At 54.8% G+C, this 23,603-nt stretch carries 26 protein-coding genes; 15 read left to right on the top strand and 11 right to left on the bottom strand.

Features of this window, described 5'->3' with window-relative positions; translation table 11 throughout:
* The first annotated feature begins 47 nt into the window (after window positions 1-47).
* From K0F88_RS00215 to K0F88_RS00165, 11 genes are all read left to right on the top strand, one after another.
* Window positions 48-377 carry a pyocin activator PrtN family protein gene (locus tag K0F88_RS00215; RefSeq protein WP_219093147.1) on the top strand — a complete coding sequence of 110 codons (330 nt, stop codon included), beginning with the start codon at window positions 48-50 and terminating at the stop codon, window positions 375-377.
* 108 nt (window positions 378-485) lie between these two features.
* Complete coding sequence (locus tag K0F88_RS00210) at window positions 486-770, top strand: helix-turn-helix domain-containing protein (protein ID WP_219093145.1); 285 nt, start codon at window positions 486-488, stop codon at window positions 768-770.
* Between the two features lie 80 nt (window positions 771-850).
* Complete coding sequence (locus K0F88_RS00205) at window positions 851-1,123, top strand: helix-turn-helix transcriptional regulator (RefSeq protein WP_374039695.1); 273 nt, start codon at window positions 851-853, stop codon at window positions 1,121-1,123.
* Entirely contained in the window at window positions 1,120-1,425 is a 306-nt protein-coding gene (locus K0F88_RS00200; protein WP_219093141.1) for a hypothetical protein, read from the top strand. Before K0F88_RS00205 ends, K0F88_RS00200 begins: the two co-directional genes overlap by 4 nt.
* Before the next feature lie 376 nt (window positions 1,426-1,801).
* On the top strand, window positions 1,802-1,960 hold the full coding sequence (locus K0F88_RS00195) for a hypothetical protein (protein ID WP_219093139.1): 159 nt from the start codon (window positions 1,802-1,804) through the stop codon (window positions 1,958-1,960).
* Window positions 1,957-2,241, top strand: a complete 285-nt coding sequence (locus K0F88_RS00190; protein WP_219093138.1) for a hypothetical protein — start codon at window positions 1,957-1,959, stop codon at window positions 2,239-2,241. The genes K0F88_RS00195 and K0F88_RS00190 overlap by 4 nt, the downstream gene beginning before the upstream one ends.
* Window positions 2,238-2,510 carry a DUF3077 domain-containing protein gene (locus K0F88_RS00185; protein WP_219093136.1) on the top strand — a complete coding sequence of 91 codons (273 nt, stop codon included), beginning with the start codon at window positions 2,238-2,240 and terminating at the stop codon, window positions 2,508-2,510. The genes K0F88_RS00190 and K0F88_RS00185 overlap by 4 nt, the downstream gene beginning before the upstream one ends.
* Window positions 2,507-5,413: a DUF927 domain-containing protein gene (locus K0F88_RS00180; protein WP_219093134.1), complete on the top strand. Its 2,907-nt coding sequence runs from the start codon at window positions 2,507-2,509 to the stop codon at window positions 5,411-5,413. The genes K0F88_RS00185 and K0F88_RS00180 overlap by 4 nt, the downstream gene beginning before the upstream one ends.
* Before the next feature lie 92 nt (window positions 5,414-5,505).
* Entirely contained in the window at window positions 5,506-6,450 is a 945-nt protein-coding gene (locus tag K0F88_RS00175; RefSeq protein ID WP_219093132.1) for a chromosome segregation protein SMC, read from the top strand.
* A 220-nt stretch (window positions 6,451-6,670) separates the two neighbouring features.
* Window positions 6,671-7,036: a histone-like nucleoid-structuring protein, MvaT/MvaU family gene (locus K0F88_RS00170; protein ID WP_219093131.1), complete on the top strand. Its 366-nt coding sequence runs from the start codon at window positions 6,671-6,673 to the stop codon at window positions 7,034-7,036.
* A gap of 292 nt (window positions 7,037-7,328) precedes the next feature.
* Window positions 7,329-8,606 carry a hypothetical protein gene (locus K0F88_RS00165; RefSeq protein ID WP_219093130.1) on the top strand — a complete coding sequence of 426 codons (1,278 nt, stop codon included), beginning with the start codon at window positions 7,329-7,331 and terminating at the stop codon, window positions 8,604-8,606.
* Between the two features lie 256 nt (window positions 8,607-8,862).
* Here the strand turns inward: K0F88_RS00165 and K0F88_RS00160 are convergent, their stop codons facing one another.
* Both K0F88_RS00160 and K0F88_RS00155 read right to left on the bottom strand, forming a co-directional pair.
* Window positions 8,863-9,555 carry a PP2C family serine/threonine-protein phosphatase gene (locus K0F88_RS00160; RefSeq protein ID WP_219093129.1) on the bottom strand — a complete coding sequence of 231 codons (693 nt, stop codon included), beginning with the start codon at window positions 9,553-9,555 and terminating at the stop codon, window positions 8,863-8,865.
* Window positions 9,556-9,557: 2 nt separating this feature from the next.
* Window positions 9,558-10,910, bottom strand: coding sequence for a serine/threonine-protein kinase (locus K0F88_RS00155; RefSeq protein WP_219093128.1), 1,353 nt, complete (start codon window positions 10,908-10,910; stop codon window positions 9,558-9,560).
* 508 nt (window positions 10,911-11,418) lie between these two features.
* Here K0F88_RS00155 and K0F88_RS00150 point away from each other — a divergent pair.
* Entirely contained in the window at window positions 11,419-11,886 is a 468-nt protein-coding gene (locus tag K0F88_RS00150) for a J domain-containing protein (RefSeq protein ID WP_219093127.1), read from the top strand.
* Between the two features lie 123 nt (window positions 11,887-12,009).
* Here the strand turns inward: K0F88_RS00150 and K0F88_RS00145 are convergent, their stop codons facing one another.
* Window positions 12,010-12,402 carry a hypothetical protein gene (locus K0F88_RS00145; protein WP_257605151.1) on the bottom strand — a complete coding sequence of 131 codons (393 nt, stop codon included), beginning with the start codon at window positions 12,400-12,402 and terminating at the stop codon, window positions 12,010-12,012.
* Window positions 12,383-13,516, bottom strand: coding sequence for a polymorphic toxin type 44 domain-containing protein (locus K0F88_RS00140; protein ID WP_219093126.1), 1,134 nt, complete (start codon window positions 13,514-13,516; stop codon window positions 12,383-12,385). The genes K0F88_RS00145 and K0F88_RS00140 overlap by 20 nt, the downstream gene beginning before the upstream one ends.
* A 1,100-nt stretch (window positions 13,517-14,616) precedes the next feature.
* On the opposite strand from K0F88_RS00140, the gene K0F88_RS00135 reads away from it, so the two are divergent.
* A complete protein-coding gene (locus K0F88_RS00135) occupies window positions 14,617-14,985 on the top strand; it encodes a hypothetical protein (protein ID WP_169372186.1) in 369 nt (122 codons plus the stop codon).
* Between the two features lie 67 nt (window positions 14,986-15,052).
* Window positions 15,053-15,259 (top strand): hypothetical protein, encoded by a 207-nt coding sequence (locus tag K0F88_RS00130; RefSeq protein ID WP_257605150.1) that lies wholly within the window; start codon window positions 15,053-15,055, stop codon window positions 15,257-15,259.
* Window positions 15,260-15,550: 291 nt separating this feature from the next.
* Here the strand turns inward: K0F88_RS00130 and K0F88_RS00125 are convergent, their stop codons facing one another.
* From K0F88_RS00125 to K0F88_RS00105, 5 genes are all read right to left on the bottom strand, one after another.
* Complete coding sequence (locus K0F88_RS00125; RefSeq protein WP_255142087.1) at window positions 15,551-15,817, bottom strand: hypothetical protein; 267 nt, start codon at window positions 15,815-15,817, stop codon at window positions 15,551-15,553.
* Window positions 15,818-15,837: 20 nt separating this feature from the next.
* Window positions 15,838-16,470, bottom strand: coding sequence for a hypothetical protein (locus K0F88_RS00120; RefSeq protein WP_094469709.1), 633 nt, complete (start codon window positions 16,468-16,470; stop codon window positions 15,838-15,840).
* A complete protein-coding gene (locus K0F88_RS00115; RefSeq protein WP_094469710.1) occupies window positions 16,467-17,033 on the bottom strand; it encodes an RNA polymerase sigma factor in 567 nt (188 codons plus the stop codon). Before K0F88_RS00115 ends, K0F88_RS00120 begins: the two co-directional genes overlap by 4 nt.
* 1 nt (window position 17,034) lies before the next feature.
* Window positions 17,035-18,735: a VWA domain-containing protein gene (locus K0F88_RS00110; protein WP_219093125.1), complete on the bottom strand. Its 1,701-nt coding sequence runs from the start codon at window positions 18,733-18,735 to the stop codon at window positions 17,035-17,037.
* A gap of 89 nt (window positions 18,736-18,824) precedes the next feature.
* Window positions 18,825-19,385 (bottom strand): YbhB/YbcL family Raf kinase inhibitor-like protein, encoded by a 561-nt coding sequence (locus tag K0F88_RS00105; RefSeq protein ID WP_094469711.1) that lies wholly within the window; start codon window positions 19,383-19,385, stop codon window positions 18,825-18,827.
* A 139-nt stretch (window positions 19,386-19,524) separates the two neighbouring features.
* Between K0F88_RS00105 and K0F88_RS00100 the strand changes: the two genes are divergently transcribed.
* Window positions 19,525-21,054, top strand: a complete 1,530-nt coding sequence (locus K0F88_RS00100) for an apoptosis inducing factor family protein (protein WP_094469712.1) — start codon at window positions 19,525-19,527, stop codon at window positions 21,052-21,054.
* Between the two features lie 76 nt (window positions 21,055-21,130).
* Here K0F88_RS00100 and K0F88_RS00095 read toward each other — a convergent pair whose 3' ends face one another.
* Together K0F88_RS00095 and K0F88_RS00090 are read right to left on the bottom strand one after the other, a co-directional pair.
* Complete coding sequence (locus K0F88_RS00095) at window positions 21,131-22,636, bottom strand: YdgA family protein (RefSeq protein WP_219093124.1); 1,506 nt, start codon at window positions 22,634-22,636, stop codon at window positions 21,131-21,133.
* Window positions 22,637-22,919: 283 nt separating this feature from the next.
* Entirely contained in the window at window positions 22,920-23,555 is a 636-nt protein-coding gene (locus K0F88_RS00090; protein WP_094469714.1) for an NADH:ubiquinone oxidoreductase subunit N, read from the bottom strand.
* Window positions 23,556-23,603 lie beyond the last annotated feature (48 nt).

Here is a 23,603-nt window from a genome sequence, read left to right as displayed (position 1 = left end):
AAATGTGCGCTGCCTCAACACAACCAAACGGGGCATGGGGAGCCTGAATGACTGATTTTCCGACATTGGAATTGTTAACGAAGAAATACGGAAGCATCTGCATTCCGCTCGATACCGTGAGACGCCATTACGCAAACCATTGGGGAATGCCGCAGTTCCTACGCAAAATCCGAGAGGGGAAGATAACACTGCGTGTAGTGAAAGGAGATTGGGGCGGCCGAACGCAGCGGGTCGTCTATCTCCACGATTTAGCGCAATGGATTGATGGTCCCGATTGGAAGTCGATCTATCCGCCGGGGTGGAACGATTCGCCAAATGACCACGACCGTTCGTCGGAGTTATTTGGTGCCTCTCGTAGGCGTCGTACTGCCAACTAGATGTTATGTGGATAAGATCCGCACGCCGAAATCTTACTAGTTTCCTTAATCGAATAAACCGCATAAATAGATGGCCCTGTGACCTTTTACAACCACAGGGGACCATCAATGACTATCACTGCCCAAAATTCAACACCCGACGCAACCGAAAAAACAGCACTTAAAAATATCGCCGCCTCTACGCCCGTTTTTGGTTTGATGACGTCAAAGCAAGTTGCCGCCGCGCTTGCGCTCTCCAATAAAACTCTCGCTGCATGGCGTAGTTCAGGGCGCAGTCCACTGCCCTTTCTCAGACTCGGTTCTCGGGTGCGCTATCGCTCAGAGGATGTGCTTGCATGGCTCCAAAGCCGGATGTGCTCCGCTGCTAGCGATGCTGCGCGAGGGCCACTCTGATGAGTAGAGTCGGACAGACGCAAAAGATTTTCACGCTCGCCTCGTCACGATCCGTGCCCGACTTAGTCCGAGAAAACGCGTTGCCCTCGACTTTAGGAGTGAAGGAAAGCGACCTAGAGCTGGGACGTTTCGATCCAACTGCAACGCTCATCCGCATCCCCACGGTGATGTCCATTACTGGCATTGGCCGAGCCACCGTTTACAAGCTCATGAGCCAGCCCGAAAGTGGCTTTCCGCAGCCTGTAAAACTTACCGACAGCGTTGCCCGTGGCGCTCCAGTAGCCTGGGTTTTGTCTGAAGTTTTGAATTGGACACGTGCACGTATTGCCGCTCGCGACCAGGTAGCAGCATGAGACGCCCCGTAGCCAACAGGGCCGAGCTCAGGCCGTTCTCAGTTCTTCGCGAGATCGGCCTATCGGCTTCCCACATGCAACGCCTCGAGCGCTACCGAACCAAACACGAGCGCCTTAATCGCGTCGTGGGAGTGCTGAGGTGGCCTGATGAAACGTGGTGCGCCCTCGCCATCCACAGCGAAAAATTCAATGCCGTGATTGTCGACGAAGGCCAGCAAGCGGCTGCCTACGAGGATGCTCGTTCCATGATCGATGGAGACTTCCTGCCCCTGCTTTCCCTGCGCTGGGAAACCCATGCCTGAAACAAAAACGCCTCCGGGGGCGATCCGGAGGCGTTGAGGTAAGTCTACATGCACGAACAATTTATGCCGCTTCAGAACAATCCGCAAGCCATCTGCGTAGTTGCACTTTCGAAAATCGGACGTTACTCTCTGACCATCGCTGCAAAATCAGCGACCGGGTTTGACGGCCCGATCAACAATAGGCGCACAGGCGCCCCCATTACGATTGCAGGCGCTTTTTTTGTGCCCGCATTCCCGTTTTATGGTGGCTGTGCGTGGGAGACCTTCGGGTCTGCCGGGTTCCTATTGTCCCGGTCCGTCAACCTGCGCACAGCTACCACCCTAATTCGTTTGACGGCGGACGGTGGTAGCTCCTCAACAATAGGAGTCTCGCCAAATGCACGCCCTCAATCCGTTCAAAAATCGCGCCGCTGCACATCGTGCAATGGCTCTCGCCGCTTTACACGCCAACTCCAGCCTCGCTACACGTCTTGCCCGCTACAACGACCACATGGCCAAAGCCCGCGCACTCGAAACCGCAGGCGGTGCCCAATGAACAATGCCCTGAGCTGTGCCCTGCCTGAAGACCTGCTCTGCGTTAATCCGAAAGCGGAAGCCGGTGTCCCCATCGACGCCATCACCTGCGCCATTGACCGGGCCGACTCGGTACTGACGCTGCTTGAGGATCACTTCGAAAATGAAACCTCGCGCCTTGCCAATCACATCATTGCCGCCGTTCTTTGGGATGTACGCGGCACTCTCGGCCTGATCAAAACCCTCGCCTTGCACGGCGACACCACCTCCATTCCGACTGCACAGAAAGGCGGTGCGCTATGACCACCTCCACCACCCGTGGTCACGCCACATTTACCCGCGTGAATGCCACCGATTTGAAGTTGTTCCGGGTCAATTCGGGTGTACCGGTTGAGGATGCACTGGAGATGGTTTCCCTGCTGCAACATCACGCCAACCAGCTGAACCTCGACGCCGCCATGAGCGACCACGGCGAGCGTTACAGTTGGCCTGCTCTGTACCTGGGCGAGATGGCCAAAGCATTAATCGATGAGATCAACGACGCGCTGTTTTTGGCGAGGGCTGACGCATGAGCCAACGCCCAAGCAGCTCCGCGAAACGTCCGAGCTTCGCCGACGTGAAAAGCGCCGCACTGAAAGACATTGATCGTGTCCTGTCGCACTGGCTGCCGAACGGTAAGCGCGTGGACGGCGGCAAGGAATACACCGCTCCGAATCCGACCCGCAGCGATAAGCGCGCCGGTTCGCTCAAGATCAGCTTGAGCAAGGGCACCTGGTCCGACTTCGCCACCGGCGACAAGGGCGGTGACCTGATCGATCTGGTGAGCTATCTGGACGGCAGCACCGACGTCGAGGCCTGTAACAAACTGGCGGATCTGCTCAACGTATCACCCGGCTGCGCCCAGGCAAAGCCAGCGCTCACCAAGACAAAAGCACCTGAGTGGAGTGCCATCCAGCCGATCCCGGCCGACGCCATGAACAAGTGCCCGGCCAAGCATCGGCAACACGGCGCACCATCCAAAGTGTGGATCTACCGGAACGCCAAGGGCCAGCCGCTCATGGCGCTTTATCGCTTCGACCTTGGCCCCGACGACGACGGCAAACTGAAGAAGGTTTTTGCACCGTTGACGTGGTGTCAGCGATCCGATGGGCAGCCCCCACAATGGCGCTGGCAGGGTCTGCCGGATCCGCGTCCGCTGCTGCGCCTTGATGAACTGACCCAGCGCGCTGACGCACCGGTTGTCTTGTGCGAAGGTGAGAAAGCCACCGACGCCGTCACCGAACTGCTGCCAGGTTACGTGGCCACCTGCTGGCCAAACGGCTCCAACTCTTGGCATAAAGCCGACCTGACACCGCTCAAAGGTCGCGACGTTCTGTTGTGGCCGGACAACGATGTCAGTGGCAAAGCCTGCATGGAAGTCGTCGCCGACAAACTGCGCCAGGTCGGCGCCGCGTCGGTCCGAGTCATCGCGCTGGAGGTGTTCAACCGCAAGCCTACGCTGAAGAACGACCGCGCCGCTTTCGCGAGAGGTGGACAATGGGACGATGGCGACGACGCCGCTGATGCGCTCGCCAAAGGCTGGACAGCGCCCCACTTCGCCGAGCTGGAAAGCAGCGGTGAACTGTTCGGGTTGGCTGTCGAAAAGCCGGTACCTGATCACACCGAGACCAAACCGGAACCAAAGACAAAAACCGCCGCCAAGCGTCCCGCAAAATCGAGAAATGACCTGATGCCCGGGGGCTTTCGCCTCACGTCCGAAGGTGTGTTTTATGCGGGCGACGACGGTGAGGCACGCCCGGTGTGTTCACCTCTGGAAATCCTCGCCCGTACTCGCGACGACAAAGGCCACAATTGGGGCCTGCTGGTGGAGTTCGACGATCCAGACGGCGCCAAGAAACGCTGGAACATCCCGGCGCGCACCATGACCGGCGACTTTGGCAAGGACGTTCTTGGACCATTGGTGGATATGGGGCTGCGCCTCGCCGGAAGCCGCTCGGGACGCAATGCACGCAACGACCTGCAAAGCTACCTCGGCGGCTTCGACAGCGCGCAACGGGCACGACTGGTCACACGCTTGGGTTGGCACGACAGCGCGTTTTTGCTCCCGGAACAACAGATTGGCTCGCATGCCGAACACTTGCACTACTACGAAGCTGGCACCCAGCTGCCGCCGATCAGCGAAGCCGGCACCCTGGAGCAGTGGCAAGATCAGATCGGCGCTTTGTGTATCGGTAATCATCGCTTGGCGTTTGTGGCCAGCGTGGCGTTCGCCGGCCCCCTGCTGCACCTGCTTGGCCATGAATCGGGCGGCTTTCACCTCTACGGCGACAGCTCGGGCGGTAAAACCACTCACCTGCAAGTGGCTGCCTCGATCTACGGCGGACCGTCTCTAGTGCGTTCGTGGCGCTCGACGGATAACGCTTTGGAATCCGTGGCGGCCACACACTCTGATGCGCTCTTGGTGATGGATGAAATCGGCATGTGCGACCCGCGCATCATTGGCGAAACGGTGTACATGCTTGGCAACGGCAAAGGGAAAGCCCGCGCCAATGATCGAGGCCAGGCGGGCCGGCAGGTGCAGGAGTGGCGTCTGCTGTTTCTCTCCACCGGAGAGAAAACGCTGGCTCAGCACATGGCCGAAGCCAACAAGGAGCTGAAAGCCGGCATGGAAGTGCGGATGCTCGCGGTGCCAGCGGACGCCAGCAAAGGCCTTGGCATGTTCGATGTACTGAACGGCTTTGATGATGCAGCGGCCCTCTCCGATGCGCTCAAGGCACGGGTAGCCAAATATTACGGCACTCCAATCACCGCCTTCCTGTCGGCCCTCTGTGAGCCCGGCAAGCTGCATGGGTGGTCGGCGATCCTGCGCCACACCTTGGAGGGCTTTATCGCCCAGTCGCTACCGGCCTCGGCCAGCGGGCAGGCACACCGTGCAGCCGCTCGTTTCGGCCTCGCGGCCGCAGCGGGCGAGCTGGCCACCGCGATGGGGATTACCGGCTGGCCCGACGGCACAGCTACCACCGCCGCTCGCGTGTGCCTCAACGCGTGGATGAACGAGCGTGGCGGCGCCGGCAATTTCGAAGGGGACGCGATCATGGCGCGCTTGCGCCAGGTGATAGAGCGCTTCGGTGAGAGCCGTTTCACCCGCTGGGAATCGGCGGCGGCGAAGATCGATGAGCACGGTCCACGCACCATCGACCGCCTCGGCTTTCGCAAGTCGCTGGAACACGGCTTGGGCGACTCCTTGCACACCACCAACACCTATTACGTGCTGCCCGAAGCATGGCGCTCGGAGATCTTCCGGGGCATGAACATCAATGCAGTGAACAAGGAGCTGTTACAGCGCGGCGTGCTGGAGCCCGGAGGTGATGGCAAGGCATCGAGTTCGATCCGGTTGCCCGGTCTAGGCACGCAACGCTGCTACGTCGTGAAGACGATTCCGGGAATGGATGAGAGCGAGGCTCGGGCTGCCTAAGGGCATCTCTGCTGAACGAGGTAGCGCCGGCTTATTCCCGGCCTCGCCAGCCATTCAACCAACCCCAATCGAATTGAACAGAGACTAAACACATGAACGAGATTCAAGACCTGAAAGACCGTCGCGACCAACTGCGCAGCGAGGCAGAACGACTACACGCCGAAATGCTGCCACTTGAGACAGTGCTGGAAAGTGAAGCCCCCATAGAGCCGGATCGAAAGCGCGAACTACGGGACAAGCACAACGAGCTGAAAAGGAATTTCCAATCGCGCGATCTCAATGCCGACCTATTAGATCGGAAGATCATTCGCCGTGAAAACCTCGCCAATTGCGATTCCCTGATGGCGGGTTACATCGAGGCGATGAATAACTGGAGGGCTGATGAGCAGGAGCTTAATGAAAAGCGTCTAAGCCTCAGTACCCGCCTGGAACAGATCCAACAACAGGCGGCAGAGGACATGGCCAAAGCACGCCAGGCCGAAACGGATGCTGCCACGGCCTACGCGCAGGCCGTCGCATGGGGCGACACCGAAGGTGAGAAGACCGCCAACGCCGAAGCACAAAAGGCCGCGAAGAACCTGACAGCGGCCACCGAACATAACCGTCGGCAACACCTGATCATGGCTGCTCTGGAGCAGGAGCTGGTCACTGTTGATAAATACATCGCCGAGGCACAGGTAGAGCATAAAGGAATAGAACGCACTGCCCTCTGGCTCTCGCAGACGGTACTGGAGGAGCAATGGAACGAAGCCGCAAAAGCTTTGTTCGAGGTGGGTGGAAAGCTTTGGGCAAATTACAGGCTGCTGGGGCTTGATCAGATAAACCTGATGAAACTGGCCGTTCCAGAGGAAGGCGAAAACTTCGGGAAGTGGACGTGGCAGGAACTTTCCGACCGCTCGCGCCAATACGCAGTGAAGGACCTACTCCAGCTCAACAGTCTGCCAATACCGCAACAACCCGAAGATCAGAGCAATCCGGAACAACGCAAGGATGAACACAATGAACAAGCCGCTACAGAACAGCACGAGTTGGTCTGACACGCTCAAAATCCGGAAGGACCATCTGAATGCCTTGCTGAAAACTATCGACGCGCATTCGGGCAAAACAAGTCAGATACAAACACTGACCATCAACGCGATTAAAGCGGAAATGGTGCATATTGAGAGCCAACTGAATCGTCGAAAATAGTGCTGAACTTGTAACCGGCATAATCTATCTTAATAGCCACGCACGACCACACTGAGCAAAGGAAACACAATGTCCAAACTCGCAGAATTCCGCCAGCTGGAAAAACATCTCGCCGAGCAGCTCCAAGCACTGGAAACATTGAAAGGTGATGATGGACTGAAGAAAGAAATCGAATTCGAAACAAAGCTGCGTAAGCTGCTCGATCAGTATGGTTTCAGCCTAAAGCACATCATTGACCTGCTCGACCCACAAACCTCGGCCCGACGCGAATCTGCGGCTCCGGCCGCCAGCACACGAAAACCACGCGCACTCAAGGTCTACAAAAACCCAAATACCGGTGAAGTCATCGAAACCAAAGGTGGGAATCATAAAGCGTTGAAAGAATGGAAAGCAGAGCACGGCGCCGACATTGTAGAGGGGTGGTTGAAAAAGTAAGACTGCTACATCTGAAAAAGGGCCCAGACGGGCCCTTTTTGGTGATGACGCTATTTCTCTGCTATCTGCGCACCTTACAAGCTAGGGACTGAGCGCATCCGCCGCCTAAATGACCGTTTGGGCATCGCGCCTGACCATTCTTCGACCCCACTCTCTCGCCGCCTAAATGACAGAACCTTCAGTTACTCTCATGATGGTCCTAGGTAATATTTTTCCGTATGACGGTGCGCATGGCTAATGGCTTCAATACACTATGCCTGAAATGGTCCTTTAAACGATAGAAGGTAGGCACATGAATAATGTCATAGTGAAAAAAGGATTGTTACTAGGAGCCGGCTTCTCTTACGACTTTGGGATGCCTCTAGCCATAGAGCTTACTGATGTATTCCTAGGATTATTCACTATGAGATCAAGTGAACGATTTGTGGATATGCTCGCGCAAAATTCTCCCTACGGTGATGAGCGCCCAATAAGTAGGTCCGCATTGAAACAAGGCATGGATATTTTACTAAGCTATAAAACTAAGGGTGGAAAAAACTACGAAGAACTATTAGCGAACATTCAGGCAGCGGCAGTTGACTATAAATACTCTCAGGCTGACAAAGACACTTTCCACTACTTATTTGGAGTATTCTACAACATACTCTACAAAATTCTGTGCGATTATCAACTCGAAGCCCACAAAACCTTATATTCTCGAAACCTTCAATGGTTCAAAAACTTCGGCGCAATTCTCTCCAAAGAAGAGACTTGGATCTACAGCCTAAACCATGATCTTTTCGTCGAATGCTTAGCCATCGACTTAAATATTCCTATTACTTTTGGTGATAAATACAACATAAGTTTTCCATTGAGCAACATGCAAATGGACGACTTGGTCAATCTGACATACTCGAATCGAGATGACATCCAAAAACTTGAATCAGCTTATTTTCAAGGCTCCTATGGAATTAATCTACTGAAGCTTCACGGCGGTTTATCGGAGCTTCATTATCAAGATGGAAGTAAACTTTGCAATCAACTCCTGCAACACCAAACATCTGATGGTCTAATATCCGACTTTTCGAATATTTTGAACATGGGATATTTTCATAATGGCGTACAAGTACCATCAGGCAAAGATAGAGTTATAACAGACCTCAACGGCGATTTAGATATTATCTGCCAGTCAATGCTAACTGGCGGCAGCAAATATAGCCTAACAACAAATGAAAAGCCTGGCGAAGAAAAGCTACAAATCTTTTCCAAAACCCTTAGCCACTTAGATGAACTAACAATTATCGGCTATGGCTTTGGAGATAAGCACGTAAACAATCGACTGATTAACGCTATGGTGCTTAATGAAAGCCTAGCCTTGGTAATCGTTGATCCTATACACAGGCCAGTTCCAGAGTTCTTAGAGCAATTCAATTACAAAGACCGGATAAGAACTGTGCAGTGCGGAGCTGCTCATTGGATGGAATATACGAACACCAAGCAATGGAACTCGGTTCAGATAGAGGAACTGAAAGCTAACGCCCACCTCAGAGCCATAATAAAAGAAAACATTACCCGTAAAATTGGTTGTTAAAATATTTGCGTTTTTCTAGCCTCATTTCGCAATTCGGCTGATGCATTTTGGCACTCCTGATAGCTGTGTGAATACTCTATAGGGAGCCAGTTGCACGCACCACTTCCCCGCTGTAAGCGAGGCAGTTTGGCGATAGGAGCAAATATAGGCTAGTTGCAGACCGTTTACCACTGGCCTCGAAGATCATAGGAGTCTGCTCTCATCCGTTGCAGTTAACCCTTTCTATAACGCTCCAGTTACCGCCAATAAACAGTAGTCAAAACTCTAACCCAACCAGAGTGAAATTGTCAGTTGCCGTGACATTGTTCACCATCCTAATAACCTCTTCACAGAACTCGATGAAATCAGTGTGTGTGAGCGATAGGTTAACAAGACATTTTTTAGTTACGACCCCATGAATCCCATCCGTAATAAGGAGTAGGCGATCACCAGCCTTCACCTCAAAACTAAATTCATCGATCAATAAATTTTTGTGTGTCCCAAGTGCACTCGTAAGTACGTTTTTCCTGGGATAGTGGACTGAGTCTTCTTTTGAAATCTTCCCTTCGGCGACCAGCCTAGCAACTTCAGTATGATCTTTCGTTAGTTGTTTTAAGCCGACACCTCGCAAAAGGTATGCACGAGAATCACCTGTATGCACACCTTTCAAAACCTCCCCATCCCAATGTACAGCAGTAAAGGTCGTCGCCATACCATAAAGCGTCGGGTCTAGAGCGGCTTTTTCACTTATACTTCGATGCGCGCTCTCTAAGCAGTCTGTCAATTGCAGTCCAGCGGCAACAGACTTTGTAAATGAATCAACTGCTAGCCTGGATGCAATCTCGCCCCCCTGATTTCCGCCCACACCGTCTGCTACAGATGCGATTGTCTCGATGCCTTTAGTCTCGACGCAATATGAGTCCTGGTTATTGGAGCGAGGACCCTTGTCACTAAAAGCAAAAGTTTGCACGCTTAACAGACCTGATTCAAAGTTGATAAAATTGTCGGGTGAAACGTATTACGGGATATTCCAATGCTTTTTTCTAAATGGCTTACTGCCTGACAGGCCTTTGCGCCAAGAACTCTGATTTCGAGTGCAACTCGGCGTGCAAGGTCAGCATCCATGGATGAGTCACATAAAGCCGCAAACTTACGTTCAACGTACCAACGATTATGACTAGTACCCATGATTAGAAGCGCGAGCATAATTTCAGCTTGGCAAGAAAAATCTGGGCACTGCATAAATTCTTGTAGGCGGTTGGCAATACCATCGCATGTTTCAAAGTTAAAGCTCGATTCTTTCACCCAAGCACCATAAATAGTTCCTAGGCGCCCCGCTAGAGCCGGATCCATCACAATCAGCTCGCTTATTCTATGCAAAGGAATAACTTGCAACAACGATTTCACGTCTGTAGATGGATAACCATCTTCAACCTTCTCAACGATCCTCTTCCAAGTAGTCGATGCTATTTCATCCGTCCCCATAAGCACCGCGATAAAGTCAGCTACTTGGGGTTCGGATGCAGTTATATGAATCTGACCTAGAGACAAAATTGCCTCTCGTAGATCTGAAACAGATCTAAAGCGGCGCGATGGATCACGTCTTGTACAACAACGCATGATCTCAGAATAAGGCCCAGACTCGGAGATTTCGAAACACGGAATACGATCTTCGGTCCCAAATAAATCGTGAAGTATACATCCTACGGAGTAAATATCCGACCTGAAGGATGCTAGCTTTAAATCGGAAGTGACTTCAGGAGCGGTGTAGTAGTCCGACCCCATTCGCATACCAGTTTGAGTTAGCACGGACAACTGCGTGTCCTTCACTGAAATCAGACCGAAATCACTTATAACGTACCTGTCTCCATCGGGCGAGCGGAGACGTAAAACATTCTGTGGTTTTAAGTCTCGGTGCTTTATGTCAAGCGAATGAAGCTCTTCTAGCCCTGCAAGAATATCCATTACTGCTTCAATGGCCCGTCCTCCCAACTGACGGTCAATCTGAATATCCTTATCAAGAGATGCTTCTGCCAATGGCATAATAAAAGAGGGAGGATTGCTTCCTAAATTTGAATTAATAACGGGCATTATGTTCTTGTGACTCAGAGCTGCTTGCACCTGTGCTTCTCTGATGAAGCGACGTTTGACATTTTCAGCCAGCTCAGGAGGAAAATCCCCCCCTTGATTGATGCTAAACGTTTTCCTAGCAAACTGCGCTCCATTTGTATCGGTAACTAGATCAACGTTGCCGAATCCGCCTCGTCCTATTTGCCTTACAGTTTGCATATTTGCTGTCCTTGCTTGGAAAAGAATGCCAAACATCTGGGAGCTCAGATAATGAGTGGATGGTGCCGAAAAATCAACTCATCTGACCTTCTTAGGATGGCGGTAAAAGGTCAAGAGCGCAGGTCAAACGGTAGCTGAGGCCTCGGTATTGCGCTCGCGGTGAATTATCTGCACAGTCCGGTTGCGGCTGGCCTGTATCGTCTTGTCTAGGCGCGCTGCCACCAGATTTCCGCGGGAGGGCTTCGCGGGCGATGTCGAGTGGCCATTTTTGACGGTTTTGAACACGCCTGCTACCAGAACGCTGACGCCACCCATTTTTCAGACGGATGCTGGTGAGAGCCGGAGGTTCTTGGGACGTGCATGATGACGCAGTCCAATAGAAGGCGATTCTGCTTCGAATCAACCACAGTCAGATAGAAGGCCCGCTGACTCGCCGCAAACTAAGTCATTAAGTTATGAGCGCACATGTATTAAATTAATTGTCAGAATACTTTAACACTTCAAAAAACCTTTTCAGGTTATGTGTAATTCCAGGAGCTTGAGCGTGTTCGGATATTTGTATTATTATACGATTGTAGGCAAGGGCGAAGTGGTTTTGGCCATTCCCAGCGCTCTATTCGGAAATATAAGCTACGAGCTTGATGCCTTATATGCTCAAGGTTTTGTTTACTTCTCCGAAATTCAAGCCATAAATCCATTGAGAGCGGTGGAGATATTCACGGAAAATGAAAATCGTGAAATTTCTAAACTAAGAAGTGAGATTCGTCGACTGCACACTGCTTACGATGAAATACAGAGAGAAAATGACACTCTAAGGCGCAATTCATTTCACTCAAATTCTTCAAGAGGCTCGGTAGAAAATTATGAAATTTTCGGATTTTCTCAACCTCCTCAACCGAGCGAGTTAAAGAAAAGGTATCGCTCACTGTGCCAGAAGCTTCACCCTGATAAAGAGGGAGATAAACAGTTATTCCAACTAATTCAAAAAGCTTATGATGATCTAACAAGATAAAATAGCTAGTGGTGCATATATTACTCATGGAGCGAGTTGGATATGATTAAATTCTCGCTTTGGGCCGAGAACTAGTTCCCCTGACGCTAAGCGATCAAACAAAATGTACTAGGCTCTCGACGTTTATTTTGGCAATGCCCCACATGCTCCAATAAGATTGCCATCCGTGCGGCTATCGATCGCACCATCTGCCCCGATGTAGACGTCGGTGTTTGGCCACTTCGGTTTAACCCGGATGCAGTGCGATATTCCACCGTTGTTCCAATTGAACTCCATAAAAAATTGGTTGTTCGGGAAGATGTGCCCAGCCCCACCAGTTGCTTCGCCGGGATAGATCTCGCCCTTTGAGATGTCGTGCTGAACATTCAAAATGTAACCGAGACGCCCCTGTCCCTTGTCAGAGAAATGGAAGCTCACTTGAGGTGTGGCGACATACCAAAAGACGATGGGGGCGAGTGGTAGCGCCACCACCCAGCGCCAGTAATGCCATTTCGGTTTATTTGCAGACGTGGTCACGTGTGCCATCTCCCCAGCTTGAACGTGGTAGTGCTAAAACTTCATCCATGAGCATCTTTACCGTAATCCCACCGTTTGGGTGCTGCTTGTACAGTTCGACTCCAATGCTGATAGAGACTCGGTCGCCTATATCGTCCCAAGCCCGAATTCCTTCGATGTCTGCTGAGCGGTGAGGCCCTTTTCGCTCGTCCCACTTCTGAACTTTTCGAATAGAGTCTGATGCGATCTGCTCAAGCCCAGCGCCGTCCAGAAGAACGCTTTCAGAAAGGCCACCAGCGCGCCCTATGTAGCCATAGTGGATGTTCGACCAGATGTCATAGAAGTAGTCCAGCTGACCTTGCTTCTGCCAAGTCCCGCCGAACTGTTGCCCAATCGTCACCTTGTGATCCCATGGCCGATTTTGACCAACCCGCTCAGTCCAAAGGGCCATCGCAGCAGTAGTGTTACCAAGCTCCATTGCTTGGAAATTAGGTGGTGAAAGGCGTGCATACCAAGGGAGCTTTTGGAACTTTGCATTTTCCGCTGCTGCGTCAAAGCTGATTAGCTTCTTCATTTTCAGTACGGATGGGTGTGTGATGTTGCGGTTCATTTCACCGGCGATATAGCTGGCCACCTGTTCCATCATGTCAGGGTCTTTGCACGTGACGGGGTCTTTTGATTCAGGCTTTGCCTCTGGCTTTTTCGGAGCGGCTTCGGGGGCTACCAGAGCGTTTGCGGCAACTGCCTTCTCTTTCAACTTTGGGTCAGCGAGCAGTGTGGCCATTTTCTCGTCATCCACAGTGCCATCTGGACGGAACGCACCGAGTGCCATGAAGTTGATGATGGTTGCGCCACCAGCATCGCCCATGACAAAACCGCCACCAACATCGCCTGACCCGGTAATGATCGTTCCGCCGTGGCTGGTTGGGCTGCCTAAATGGGCCATAGGACGCCCGTTCACTTGAATGGATGGGAACCCTGTTGTGATTACGGCTCCACAGCCACAGGTATCGCCAACACGAGCAGATCCCATGAAGTTAATGTTTACGTCGCCACTGGCGGAAGCAATCGGGGTAGTGGCGTGACCGGGTATTGGGCAGACATGCTTGTCACCCAATCGAGCGGAGGGAGTCATTCGTCATCCTTGTCGTGCACAAAAAAAGCCTCCGTGTGGAGGCCAAAAGCGTTTTATAGGTCTGGGAGATTACCGCACCTGTTGGAACGGGTCTGTAAGAAAAGTCTAAGTTTAGACCCTCCACCGGCCTGTTGGGTCCAACAGTGGACCTAAAACTCTCGTTACACCGTTGTGCGGTGTTACACCAGACACAAGGCAAGCCCCAAGCTCGTGTTACGTCACTTTTAATCATTAAAATCAATTACTTACGTTATATCGCAACACCTGTAACACCTGTAACACGACATTATGGAGGTATCTGTCCCCGCTCCCCATTAGCAACGTGTTCCACCAGCGATGAGACCCCAGCAGGTGCCGGGGCCCCTGCGGCTTTGAGACACACACGGGGTCGGAAACCCGCGTGATCGTGTTAGCGGAAAAATGCCCAGCTTAGTGAACAGGTGAACCGGGTGAACTGCTGTTCACCAGTGCATTTGCACTATGGCTTGAGGTGTCGCTGGGGACCCTGGGCATTCCTGAAAGACACGGGGCAGAGAACCCGCCGGATCTCGTTAGTGGCTGGGTTTCAAAGTTAGTTGACTGGTTGACCGAGTTGACTGGGTCAACCGTTCACTATTATCAACACAATCGGGGACCGTTACCGTTCCGGTAACGATGCCCTTTTCACTTCAAGATCCTTTCAATTTCAACGTTGAAATTTCAGTAAGCTGTTACGGCTGCCGCTACCACGATGTCGCGGGTTTCCGACCCCGTATCCTCAGGATATCGTCAGGGTCCCCAGCGCCTTTTTCTGTAACCCACCCGAGATTTCAGATGAGTAACCTCCATAAGCTAATCGCAGATGCCCGGTCCGGCTTATCTGTTCAGGAAAAAATCTCTGATGACGGTTGGCAGGCAATCGCTAAGCAATGTGGTGCCCCTGAAATCGAAGAGATCGAACAGCGTATTGCCAGGTTACGAGGAGAGCTGGAAACGGTTGAGGAGTGGGACGGAGATACCCAAGATGACATACATCTCGCAATTTCCAGCTTTACCCGACTACTGAGGTCCGCGAAAGCACGGTAACGCTGCTGGCAGCGGCAGAACCAAAAGGATTCAGCATGAATAAATTCCTCATAGGATTCACCTACCACGAGCCCGAACGCTGGACGTTGTTTCAAAAAGGCATCATTGAAGACTGCGAGTCATCCACAGGTATTTACGTCGCGGCCTCCACTGCAGGTGAAGCAATTGCGTGGACAGAGCGTATTGCCGAGGAACTCCTGCGGGTATCCAACTCAGACCCTAAGCTTGACTGGAAGTCGTTGGGTTACGAGTGCTGGATCGTGGACGATCCGAGCGACTCCGATTGGAGTCATTGCCTTGGCTTTTTTCAATCTGTCGAGTTCGGCGTTTTCCCAGACTTTGAGAATATGGGTGCTAGCGCGTACGGCAAATGGGCCGAGGATCATGGGATTTTTCGCACTTGATCCTGCTTACCCCGGTAACGCCTTCGCTCAACAAAGCCTCCAGTGCTTACCTTTGTTTGGAATACGTATGACCCCAGAATGGATCGGTCGCGGCAAAACCGTCGCACAATTGATACAAGAGCTTCGTTCTTTCGAGGATCAAAGTCTGGAGGTTCGCATCTCCATAGATGGCGGCGAATCCTCACAGCCCATTTCTCTTGTTACGAAGAGAGGTGGATATGCCGTGCTGGAGAATCACCAGGACGTGCCTACAACCGTTCGTCACGATGACTAATGATCGAGCCTTTCAAAGAACGTCAAAGGAAGCAGCGCGATGCACCCTGTATGCCCACGTGTATGCCTACCCAAAATGCTACCAGCCGCACCCTTATAAACCGGGCTTCACAGCCTCCAGTTCAAACGACGCCTGGGCACCATATAGTAGAAACGAGAAAGCCTCAGACCGCAGGGTCTGGGGCTTTTTTGTGGGTGCTGGTTCGCTCTGACCAAGGCGTACTGAGTACAGATTCAGTTGTTCGGTTTAACCGAACTACTGCACCGGTCAACAACCGCCTAAGCGGTTGTTTCATTCAGTCGTCCAATCAAATTCGTCGTATTCATCATTCTCTTCATCCTCAACCTCTTCCTCATCAAGGAAGTCTTCCTCCAGCGCTTCCTCTGCCTGCTTCGCCAGCAGAAACTCCTTACGACTCTCAGTCACAGCACGCCGCAATTCCTCGCCCTTTTCCGGGCAGTTGAGCATTTGGGCGATGCGGTCGATTTTTTTTGCCACGGCATCCTCCAACGCATCGGCTATAGGCCGATAGTGCGCGCTTTCGGGGCTCGTTGCCAAATGGCCGACCGCCCTGCTGCTCAGTTTTTCTGCAATTCCTTGAGTTTCACGATGAGATTTTCCTTGGGAAAGCGTTTGTGCAAGGTCGCCATCAGCTCATCAGCTGCTTTGGTTTGACCGGCATTTTGCAGGCGGATCACTTCACGTAACTGGTCGTCGATAAACTTCGCCGGGGCCGCCGCTGGACGTTTACTCACCTTTGCCTCTTCTGCCATGTCAGCGCTGATCGATTCGCTCTGTGCCGGCGCGGAAAATTCAGCCATTGGCGCCACAGGTGCTGGCGCGGACATCGCGCCAGCCGGGGCAGCCATTGAGCGGGCAACCGATGCAGGTGCTTCTGCAGCTTCTTTCTTGGCGGCAAAAGACGAGGTTTTGGGCGCTGGAGTGGAATCAAACGTTGGCACTTGCTCGGGCGTACGTTGCACCAGCGCCATCATGAGAGCGACGCCGACGAGGCTGGCGAATGCGACCTGCCAGCGGGGTTTCTGGCAAGCCTGGACCCAGCGTTGCCACAGGTTCGGTTTGTGTGCAGGTGTTTCACGGTGTGCAGCAGCCAGGATGAATGCATCCAGATGAGCCGGTGGCTCGCCAGCCGCATGTTCACGGTAATGCTGAAGCACTTGGTCTTCCGGTGTTTTGCGGGCGTCAGTCATGTCAGTACCTCCTCGGCCAGCAGCCGACGCAGTTTTTGCTGGGCGTAGCGCAAGCGACTCTTGACGGTTTCCAGGGGGGTTTCGGTGAGGGCTGCGATCTGCGGCAGGTCGAGATCGCCGTGGGCGCGCAGCAGGAACACTTCGCGCTGGTCGGCGGGCAGGTCTTGCAACGCGGTTTCGAGGCGTTGGCTGTCGCGGCTCAGGCTCAGCAGTTGCTCGGGATCGGTCGCTTCATCAATCACGGCGTGGGTTTGTTCGTCGTAGCTGTCGTGCAAAGGGTTGTGAATGCCATGTTTGCGCCAGTGATCGATCAATCGGTTGCGGGCAATCTGATAGAGCCAGGTACGAAAATTCGCCCGGCCTTGTGGCTGACTGGTGCTGCGGATCAGGCTCAGCCAGGTGTCCTGGTAAACCTCTTCGGCCAGTTCGGGCTTGCCGCTCAATCCGAAGAGGAATCGGTAAAGGCCCTGGCGATGACGGGCGTACAAGATCTCGAACGCTGGCCCGTCGCCTGCGCGATACCGGGCCAATAGCGATTCGTCGCTCGGTTCAGGCGCGGACATGTCAGTTATAAGCTCCTTTAGGCGACTCAGTGTTGGAGGCAGTGGTGGATCGCAGGCTCTGTGCCAATTCCACCAGTTGCACGAACTCTGCGCGCAGACCGAATGGGTCGTCACCCCGTGCACCGCGCGCCAAGGCTTCGGTGTCCTTCAGGCTGAAATCACCGGTGTAACGCCCGTCCTTGAGCTGCTGGGAAAACGCCGCCACGGCCGCTGCAAATCGCAGGTCGTCACTGGCCTTGCCTTCAGAACCACCTGCGATCGGGCGCTCGATCAAACGACTTTTCCCACCTTCCGGCAGCTGATAACGCACACGCAGCATCGCCAATTCCCCGACTGTACCGGAAGCCACCGACTCAGCCTTGCCGTACCGCAGCGGCTCCAACCAGCCCTTCTCGCCCTTGGGCACGATTTCGTACAACGCCGTCACCGTATGTCCTGCACCGATTTCTCCGGCGTCGACTTTGTCATTGCTGAAGTCCTCACGCTTCAGCGCCCGATTCTCATACCCCAGCAGCCGATATTCGCTGACCTGCGCCGGGTTGAACTCCACTTGCAGCTTCACGTTTTTCGCCACCACCGCCAGGGTCGAACCGAGTTGATCCACCAGCACCTTGCGCGCCTCGCGCAGGTTGTCGATGTAGGCGTAGTTGCCATCGCCGGCGTCGGCCAGTTGTTCCATCAGGTGTTCATTGTAGTTATCCACACCAAAACCCAAGGTGGTCAGGGAAACGCCGGTCTTGCGTTTATCCACAGCCATTTGCTTGAGGCTGTCGAAGTCGCTGATGCCGACGTTGAAGTCACCGTCCGTGGCCAGCAGGATGCGGTTGATGCCTTTGGGGATGAAGGCCTGTTGCGCCATCTGATAGGCCAGTTCGATGCCCGAGGCGCCTGCCGTCGAGCCACCGGCGGTCAATTGATCAATCGCGGTCCGAATCTTCGCTTTTTCCCGTCCGGACGTCGGCTCAAGAACCACACGCGAATCGCCGGCGTAGACCACCAAAGACACCCGGTCCTGTTCGCGCAGTTGATCGACCAGCAATTTGAGGGTGCTTTTGACCAGCGGTAAACCTTCGCGACGGTCCATCGAGCCGGACACGTCCACCAGAAACACCAGGTTGGCCGGGGCCAGTTCCGCGACTGCACGGTCCGAGGCTTTGATGCCGATGCGCAGCAGACGGGTATGCGGATTCCACGGCGATGGCGCCAGTTCAGTGGTCACGCCGAACGGCGAGCCGTCTGTGGGCAGCGCGTAGTCGTAGGGGAAGTAATTGACCATTTCTTCCAGGCGCACCGCGCCTTCGGGGGGCAGGCGTCCCTGATTCAGCAAGCGCCGGACATTGGCGTAAGCGCCGGTATCGACGTCGGCGCTGAAGGTCGAAACCGGCGCCTCGGCCACGCTGTGAATCGGGTTATCCGCCAGGGCCTGATGTTGCTCGCGCTGCTCATCCCGATAACCCGGCGCAGCCATCTCAGGCGCAAAGCCCGCCATGGGGGCCGGACGTGCGCTGCGTTTGGCCATCGAGGCATCCGCCGCAACAGACTCGCTGCGCACCAGCGCCTCGGTCTTCATTGCACCTTGAGCCGGTGGTGGCACCGCTGCGGACTCAGGTTTAGAGGAAACGCCGCAACCGGCAACGGCCAGCAGCAACCCGACGGTGAAACCCTGGGCGGCCGGGCGGAGGAAATGCAGAGGGAGGGACATGGGGGCTGACCTCAGGAGGAAATTGATCCATTCATCCTCTGAGACGAGCCCCCGTTCAGGTTCGGGTTAACCCGGCCAAGAAATAAATCTCAGCGGTGATAACGCCGCACCACGCTGCTGTTTTTCAGCACATGACCTTTGATTTTCTCCAGCAGCTGCGCACGCGTCAGGCCGGCGGGCAAAGCGTCTGGAGCGAGGTCCAGGGCGTACAGTTGAATAATGTAGTGATGCGCACTATCGCCAACGGGCGGGCAAGGACCGACGTAACCGGTGGTGCCTTTGCTGTTGGTGCCGCCGACGCCTTCAAGGGCGGATTTTGCGCCGACACCCGCCGCAATCTGGTGCGTCGTGGCTTTGATGCCGTAATGCACCCAGTGATCGACGCCCTGGCCTTTCTGGCCGTCGGGATCGTGCATGACGATGGCGTAGCTCAAAGTGCCCGCCGGGCCAGCGTTCCAGTTCAGCGCCGGTGACGCATTGTGTCCGCCGCAACCCGGGGCATCGCTGGCGGCGGCCGAGGTGAACAGTCGGTCATCCGTAACACCCGGGATATTCAGGGTAAAGCGCTCCTGGGCCTGCGCCGGAAATTGCACGCAAAAGGCGACTGCAACGGCCGCCAGCCAAGGGTTCAGAGAGGTCAATCGGGTCATTCCAAAGCACCTTGTGCGGATGGGGCCTTCGTCGGCCTGCGAACTATAGCCGTACCGTTGGTGCGGTGGCAGTGGGAATTGGCTGAACCTCGGGTTACGCGCCAAACTCTTAAGTGAAACGCCCGCCTGGAGAGTGATCATGGCCCTGCACCGCGTCGCCCGTTTTACCGATGTGCCCGAAAACCGAGGCCTGGAAGTACGGATCGCGGACACCAAGATTGTTTTGCTACGGGTCGGCGATCAATTGCGCGCCTATCAGGGTGAATGCCCCCACGCCGGGGCGCCGCTGGCCGAGGGTGCGCTGTGTCATGGGCGCCTGATCTGCCCGTGGCACAAGGCCGCGTATCGGATCGAAGACGGCGGGCTGTGTGATCCGCCGTCTCTGGACAGCCTCAAACGCTATCCCCTGGAAATGCGTGATGACCAGGTCTGGGTCGACGATCAGCCACTGTCGGATCCCCACACCCCTCCGGCCGATGACGAGCGTACATTTGTGATCATCGGCGCTGGTGCCGCCGGCACCGCCGGAGCAGCGGCATTGCGCGAGAAAGGCTTTGGTGGCCGCGTCCTGTTGATCGACCGTGAAGCCGATGCCGGTTACGACCGGACGGTGCTGAGCAAATTCGTGATTGCCGGGGATATGCCGCCGGAAGAAGTCCCGCCGCTACGAGAGGAAAGCTTTTACCGCGAGCAGCGGATCGAACGAATAACCGGCGAAGTGGCGAACCTGGATGCCGCCAACAAAACGCTGCACCTGGCCGATGGTCAGTCACTGACCTACGAGGCCGCGCTACTCGCGACCGGCGGCACACCCAACCCCCTCAAGCTCCCCGGCGCCGACTTGCCACAAGTCTTTTTGCTGCGCTCCAAGGATCAGGCGACGCGGATTCTGAACGCTGCAAAACCCGGCCAACGAGCGGTGATCATCGGCGACAGCTTCATTGCTCTGGAGTCTGCGTCGGCCCTGCGCCAATACGGTCTGGAGGTCACCGTGCTGGCACGCCACGCGGTGCCATTTGCCAAGCAGTTCGGCGAAGCGGTCGGCAAGGCGATTCGCGCCCTGCATGAAGCCAATGGTGTGGTGTTTCATACCGATAGCGAAGCCGCGCAGATTGAAGGCACTGACAAGGTTGAGGCGGTGAAACTGGAAAACGGTCAACGTTTGCCGGCGGACCTGGTGCTGGTCGGCATCGGTGTCAGCCCGGCGACGGAACCGTTTGCCGACCTGCCCAAGGAAAAGGACCGTTCACTGCTGGCAGACGGCGGCATGCGCGTGGCCGAAGGGCTCTGGGCGGCGGGTGATATCGCGACCTTCCCGCTCAACGGCCAGCCCCAGCGCATCGAACACTGGCGCCTGGCACAACAACAAGCGCGAATCGCTGCGGCGAACATGCTGGGCGGCGACGAACATTACCTCGACGTGCCGTATTTCTGGACGTGGCACTTCGGCAAAAATTACGACTACCTCGGCCACGCCGAAAGCTGGGACGAAGTCGAGTTCAAGGGCAACCCTGACCATCCGCCCTTTATCGGTTTGTTCAGCAAGAACGGCGTGGTCGCGGCGGCGGTTGCTTGCGACAAAGAGCGGGCGATGGCGATGCTCGCTGAACGAATGAAACAACCGCTGCCAGTGGATGAGGCATGGCTGTTGATTCGGGACGTGGATTAGGTTTTAAACGCCAGACAGCAAAACGCCCGGCCTCTGCGAATGGCAGAGGCCGGGCGTTCCATTGACGCGAGCGGTTTTACTGAATCGGTGCAACGCCGCCGAGCTTGCTCATCACGAAGCCGACAAATTGCTCAACGGTCATTTTCTGGCCGTTGAATTCCACCTGATTGTTGGCGTAGTGCAATTGGGTGACGATGTCGTTGCCTTCCAGTTTGGCCAATTGCGTACCGACCGCCATGCTGCTGAACATGTCCGCAGTCGCCGTCGCTTGATCGGCAACGAGCTTGGCATCGGTCTGACCCTCAATTTCCGATTGCACGGTGAGCAGGTCAACCAGCATTGGCTTGGACACTTTCAGATTGAAATCCAGCAGTGCAATCAGCTGTTGGGTCAGTTGGTCTGGCGGCAGGTCCATGGACTTCGGTTTGGTCAGGTCGAGCACCAGGTTGGCGCGGCTTTCACCGTTGGTGGATTTGAACGACAGATTCTCCAGGGCCACCTGCGGGCCAGCGGCGAGCAGTTTTTCCAGGCCGGTTTTGACCTGTGCCTCTTCTTCCGGGGTCAAGACCAGTTCCGGGGCCGGCTCACCGGCGGCAGCGGCTTCAGCGGCGGCTTTCTCGTAAGGCTGCAGTTTGGTCTGGTAGATCTGCATCAGGGCCATGGTCGCCGGCATGTCGAGGTTTTTCAGGCTCATGGCCATCTGCGCCGAGCCGACAGCCTTGCCATTCAACGACACTTCGCCAACCTTGTAATCCGCACGCCCCGAACCACTGGTGCCCGTTTCCTCGGTCAGGTTCTTCATTTCAAATTTCTTGAAACCCAGAATCGATTGCTTGGCGCCGAAGGTGGTTTTGCTGTCGGTCAGCTCCAGGGTGTTGTCGCCGATGTAATAGCCGTAGGGGCTTTTGGTCAGGTTGCTGGCCAGGGTCAGGCCGTTCAGTTCAACCTTCACCGGCGTCTGGTCTTCAGCCACCGAGGTCAACGTCATGCTGTCCATGTAGCCGTTGGCCTTGACCTTCTGCGCCTGGGCGCTGGCGGCGACGTCGAGGTTCAGACCGGAGAATTTCAGGTTGGACTTGTCATCCAGCGCGACGTCCAGCGGCAGCAATTCAAGGGTGCCGTTGGTGGAATTGTCGTAACCGATATTGACCAGGCCTTTGAGCGGCGATTGGTCCTTGGCAGCGGCGAACCATTTTTCCGTCGTCGGGGTTCTTTCCAGTTCGTAGTGACTGGTGGCCATGACTGGCAGCCATTTCAGCGACATCAGGCGCGAGAACGGCAGCGGGCCGTGTTCGAGGCGGTCGACGAACAGTAACTCGACCGGCGCTTCGCCAAACATTTCGCCTTCGCCCTTGAGGCGGTAGTGCGCGGTGCTGCTGAACACATGGCGCTCCAAAGAGACCAGTTCCAGCGATGCCGTGCCATTGGAACCGACCAGCGCGGCTTTCAGCTCTTTGTTAGCGTCGGCGATCGAGGTGTTTAGCACGCCTTCGATTTTGGTGCCGGTGTACCAGGCTCCACCAGCGCTGATTGCACCGATGGCAACGACGATTCCAAGAAGCACGCCTGCTGATTTATTCATGAATTACCCGATCAATGTCCGTTGTTGAAAATGTGGTCGTCTTCCCTGAACCCATGACGGGTTGCGGTCACGACTGCGCTGAAAGTGCGAGGGAGATTAGCATCAGGCGCACCGGGCGGCCCAATGTTTAAAGGTTAAAGAGTGTCTATGGACCGCGCGCAAGGGTCGAGAGTTTCTGCGGACATGAAATCGCCATCGCGAGCAAGCTCGCTCCCACAGGGATTGCGCCGAATCCTGTGGGAGCGAGCTTGCTCGCGATGGCGTCAGTAAAGTCGACATCACTTCAGGAGTATTGGACTTCCATCTCATCCAGCTGATGATCAAAGCTTTTGAGCCGCGCCGTCCACGTATACACCAGCACTTCAAAATCGCGATTGATGACCGCCCCGCCCGTCACGTCCGCACGCGGATCGCAAAAATCCAGCTGATAACGTTCGCGAGCCATGGCGGCAGCGACATCGGAGAGTTCTCTGGCGTTGCTGAGCCAGTGCCGGCCGTCTTCTGAAACCTGTTTATCCAGGGCCAGGCATTGCTTTTTAAGGGTCTCGAGACTTTTTTCCAGCGGTGTACCGGTGAGTTCGCCCATGACTTCCTGGAACGTGCGCCCCGGCTGCCAGTAACTGCCCCAGAAATAGCGGTCGAACACCGTTTCGACCCGACGCAACGCCACCTTGGTGTCCCAGATCAGCACCAGGGTCTTGCCTTGTTCGAGTTGTCTTTTCTTGATGCGCTGGCCCTGGACTGAAGCCCAGGCCACCACGACGATTGCCATCACGGCAATCAGCGCGGCTGCGCTGTCGAGGAACACCAAAGCCTTGTCGATCTGGTGGGCCAGCATGATGCCGTAGAAATAGGTGGCCGACAGCAAAACCAATGCCGCAATAGCGCACCAGAAGCCGGGAGCATAAGGGTTTTTCATTATTAGATCCCCATGACCAACGCGAGCCTTGATTGATGAGTTCGACGT

Source organism: Pseudomonas sp. UMAB-40, from assembly GCF_900095275.1.
Classification (GTDB): Bacteria; Pseudomonadota; Gammaproteobacteria; order Pseudomonadales; family Pseudomonadaceae; genus Aquipseudomonas; species Aquipseudomonas mandelii_B.
This window is presented reverse-complemented; position numbering and strand designations above follow the sequence as displayed.